Genomic DNA, 3134 nt, shown 5'->3' with positions numbered 1-3134 from the left:
GCCACCGCCTCAACGAAACGCCGCGCAAGTGCCTTGGCTACCGGACGCCCGCTGAGGTCTTTGAAAGCAACCTGATGGAAATTCAGAACCGGTTGGAGTAAAACGAGATATCAAGAACTGCACTTCACCGTGAGTTCACAGCATTGACTCGCACAAGCGCTTCTTTGCGCGCCGTCTCGAACATCGCGCCCCATCCGCGGCGGCCCTAACGGCCGAGGCGCGCCTTCTCGCGCACGGCGTCGCCAGCGAGTTCGACGGCACATCAGATGTTGTGGTCTTCGTCTATCTGAAAAAGTCGCGCGAGATCACGCATAACGGCGTCTTTTTCTTCCGGCTTGGCCAGGAGGGCATTGCCAGAGTTATCTGAGAGTGGGCGTAAGCGCGGGAAAGCCTTGGCTTCGGATGCTCAACTCGCCGACACGACACGGCGCACGTATCGGATTGGTTGTCTGTCCGAATGATGCCTGAATTCCTTACTCGTACCAAGAAGACGTATCGACCTTAATCGGCTGAATGGTCTCGAATTTGTCAAAATCAGTGACAGGAGACCGCAAGCTCATCTCGAAGGGAAATGAATCATCCAGCGTTGCGCCTTCACCCTGGCGGAAATCGGACCCTGACCCGTATACGAGTTCGACATTCGCGTCACCCGTGACGCCCACATACACATGCGACTGGTCGATCTTTTCGACCGTGATTTCATCCACAAAAGGGTATTCGACGCGGGTGTGCGTTGACAGTATGTCGAGTTCATCGAGCACGGCTCCCAAAAATTCTTGAAGATTATGTTCGGAGATTGCCTGCCGAAGATGCTCTTTGACGTCGTCGCAAAGAAGATCAATTTCTTCTACGAGACCCTGCAGGCCGTGCACGACCTGATGCACGCACAGGAGGCACTGGAAGAGCTGCGTCAGACGCTCTGACACCACAAGAGACACGCGGGCTTAGACACCCCGCGTCAGGCGCGCTGGCGACCCTTCTGCTGCTACAGATTTCAGCGCGCCGCCCATACAGAGACGCCCGCACAGATCCTCTCTGTGCGGGCGTAAACGACCAACCGTAGCAGGCCACCGATCTCATCGTGTTGTTGGTTTTTGAGTGTCCACAACCGAAGGAGAAGCGAATGACCCTCACAAATCTGATCGACCTGATTGCCGAAGTCGCCGCCAAGCGGGCCACCCAGGAGGGCGGAACGAAGGAAGAAACACCGAACGCAGTGATCTTGATCATAGAGCCGATTTTGACGGGATTAAGGCAAGCCGCACCACAGATCACTAAACTTGTATTTGTATCATCTTTCTGGCCACGGCAGTTTTGCGACTCAAGAAGATTCTGAATGACTGACAAACCCCGCGTCGCGATTTATGCGCGCTACTCCTCGGACATGCAAAACCCCAAGTCCGTCGATGACCAATTCAGTGAATGCCGCAAACACGCAGAACGCAGCGGATATGAAGTGGTCAAAGAATACGCCGACGCCGGTTTGTCCGGCGCTCTGCGGGATCGCCCGGGGTTTCAGGAGCTACTTGCCGCGATCCACGCGCGATCCTTTGACATTGTCTTGTTCGAACACGTCGACCGCCTCGGGCGCGACCTGGAACGGGCCTCGAACTTCTACAAAGCGGCCACCTTCGCAGACATTGAGCTTCATCAGTTGGGCAAAGGTAAGCTCGGTCTGCTCGACATTGGCATTATGTCCACGATGGCACAGATATTTCTTGAAGACCTCGCCCTCAAAACCCGGCGCGGACTGCGCGGAAAGTTTGAACGTGGCCAGAGCGCAGGCGGCAGATCATATGGATACGCCCTGAGCATTGGGCCGGACGGCATAGCCAAAAAGGGCCAGCTCACAATCGACGACAACGAAGCGGCGATCATTCGCCGGATCTTCACTGACTATGCGTCAGGTGCCTCACCGATCAAAATCGCGGCGCAACTCAATGCAGACGGCATCCCCTCACCGGCCGCCAATACCAAACGCATAACCAGTGGACATTGGAAGCAAAACACCATCAACGGCAACCCCACCCGGGGGACAGGAATCCTGAACAACGAGCTCTATATTGGTCGCCGGATTTGGAACCGCCTACGCTATTCCAAACACCCCGAGACCGGCAAACGGGTCTCACGCCTAAATCCCGTGGAAGACTGGGAGATCCAAGAAGTCCCCGACCTGCGGATCATCGACCAAGAGCTGTGGGATGCCGTCAAAGCTGTGCAAGCGGGGCACAGAAAGGTGCGCAGCACCACACCCGCCACGGACAAAAAAGGTCTCTCTGTTGGGCAATCATTTCGGCGGCGCAAATACTTGCTGTCCGGGTTAATGACCTGCGGCCAGTGCGGCGGCAATCTCACCGTGGCAGGCAGCGGCAAGGCGCGACGCTATTACTGCGCCAACGCCAAGGAGAAAGGCGCATCAGTTTGTAGTGGTATGCGCGGCCTCAAAGAGCAAGACGCAGCCACCTCCATCCTCTCGGGCCTCAAATCGGGTCTGATGCAGGACGAAGCCTATACAGAATTCCGGGAGAACTTTCTGGCGCGCAAAAAGGCGGAAGCAGAAGAGAACGGTCAAATGCTCAAACTGCACGACAAGACCATTCACGATTTGAAGACCAAGATCGCGAACATTGTGCAGGCCGTAGAAGATGGAGATGCGCCAACCTCTCTAAAGGCGCGCCTGAAGGAACTGGAGGCTGACCTCAAAGCCGCAGAAGCCAACCGCGAGGCCATCAAGCCCACCCCGGTCACATTGCCGGAGGACCTCCCTGTCTTCTACCGTGCCCATATTGACGATCTGGTGGGCACCCTATCAGACGAGGACGTCTCGGGCCGTGCGAGCGACGAGCTGCATCAATGGGTTAATACTGTGGTGGTGACCTGGGACGCGGATGCGAAGCATCACGCGCTTGAGCTTCGTGGTAAGCTATTGGAGATGCTGAACGTAACAAAGCCCGCCGGAGGGGCGGGCTTGGATATTAGCGAAAGTTCGCTTTCTTGGTTGCGGGAGTAGGATTTGAACCTACGACCTTCAGGTTATGAGCCTGACGAGCTACCGGGCTGCTCCATCCCGCGACAGTTATGATGTTCTATCGCTTTTGTACTTGAGGACGATTTGTCCTAGTAGTTAGCGTTAA

General features: G+C 55.9%; 3 protein-coding genes and 1 tRNA gene. 2 read left to right on the top strand and 2 right to left on the bottom strand.

What is annotated here, in order from left to right; all coding sequences use genetic code 11:
* Window positions 1–473: 473 nt before the first annotated feature.
* Entirely contained in the window at window positions 474–938 is a 465-nt protein-coding gene (locus QZ268_RS16085) for a hypothetical protein (protein ID WP_295454633.1), read from the bottom strand.
* A gap of 185 nt (window positions 939–1123) precedes the next feature.
* Here QZ268_RS16085 and QZ268_RS16080 point away from each other — a divergent pair, with 185 nt between their 5' ends.
* Together QZ268_RS16080 and QZ268_RS16075 are read left to right on the top strand one after the other, a co-directional pair.
* Window positions 1124–1336 (top strand): hypothetical protein, encoded by a 213-nt coding sequence (locus QZ268_RS16080; protein ID WP_295454631.1) that lies wholly within the window; start codon window positions 1124–1126, stop codon window positions 1334–1336.
* Entirely contained in the window at window positions 1337–3010 is a 1674-nt protein-coding gene (locus tag QZ268_RS16075; protein WP_295454630.1) for a recombinase family protein, read from the top strand.
* On the opposite strand, the gene QZ268_RS16070 is transcribed toward QZ268_RS16075, so the two are convergent.
* A tRNA-Met gene (locus QZ268_RS16070) sits at window positions 2996–3072 on the bottom strand. The genes QZ268_RS16075 and QZ268_RS16070 overlap by 15 nt on opposite strands.
* Window positions 3073–3134 lie beyond the last annotated feature (62 nt).

It is taken from the genome of uncultured Pseudophaeobacter sp. (assembly GCA_905479575.1).
Taxonomy (GTDB): Bacteria; Pseudomonadota; Alphaproteobacteria; order Rhodobacterales; family Rhodobacteraceae; genus Pseudophaeobacter.
The sequence above is the reverse complement of the archived record's forward strand: the minus strand, read 5'-3'. Positions and strand labels throughout refer to the sequence as shown.

Bases quoted from the DNA above. Each gene is read 5' to 3' on its own strand.
- QZ268_RS16075 (WP_295454630.1), top strand. From the start codon at position 1,337: ATGACTGACAAACCCCGCGTCGCGATTTATGCGCGCTACTCCTCGGAC.
- QZ268_RS16080 (WP_295454631.1), top strand. From the start codon at position 1,124: ATGACCCTCACAAATCTGATCGACCTGATTGCCGAAGTCGCCGCCAAG.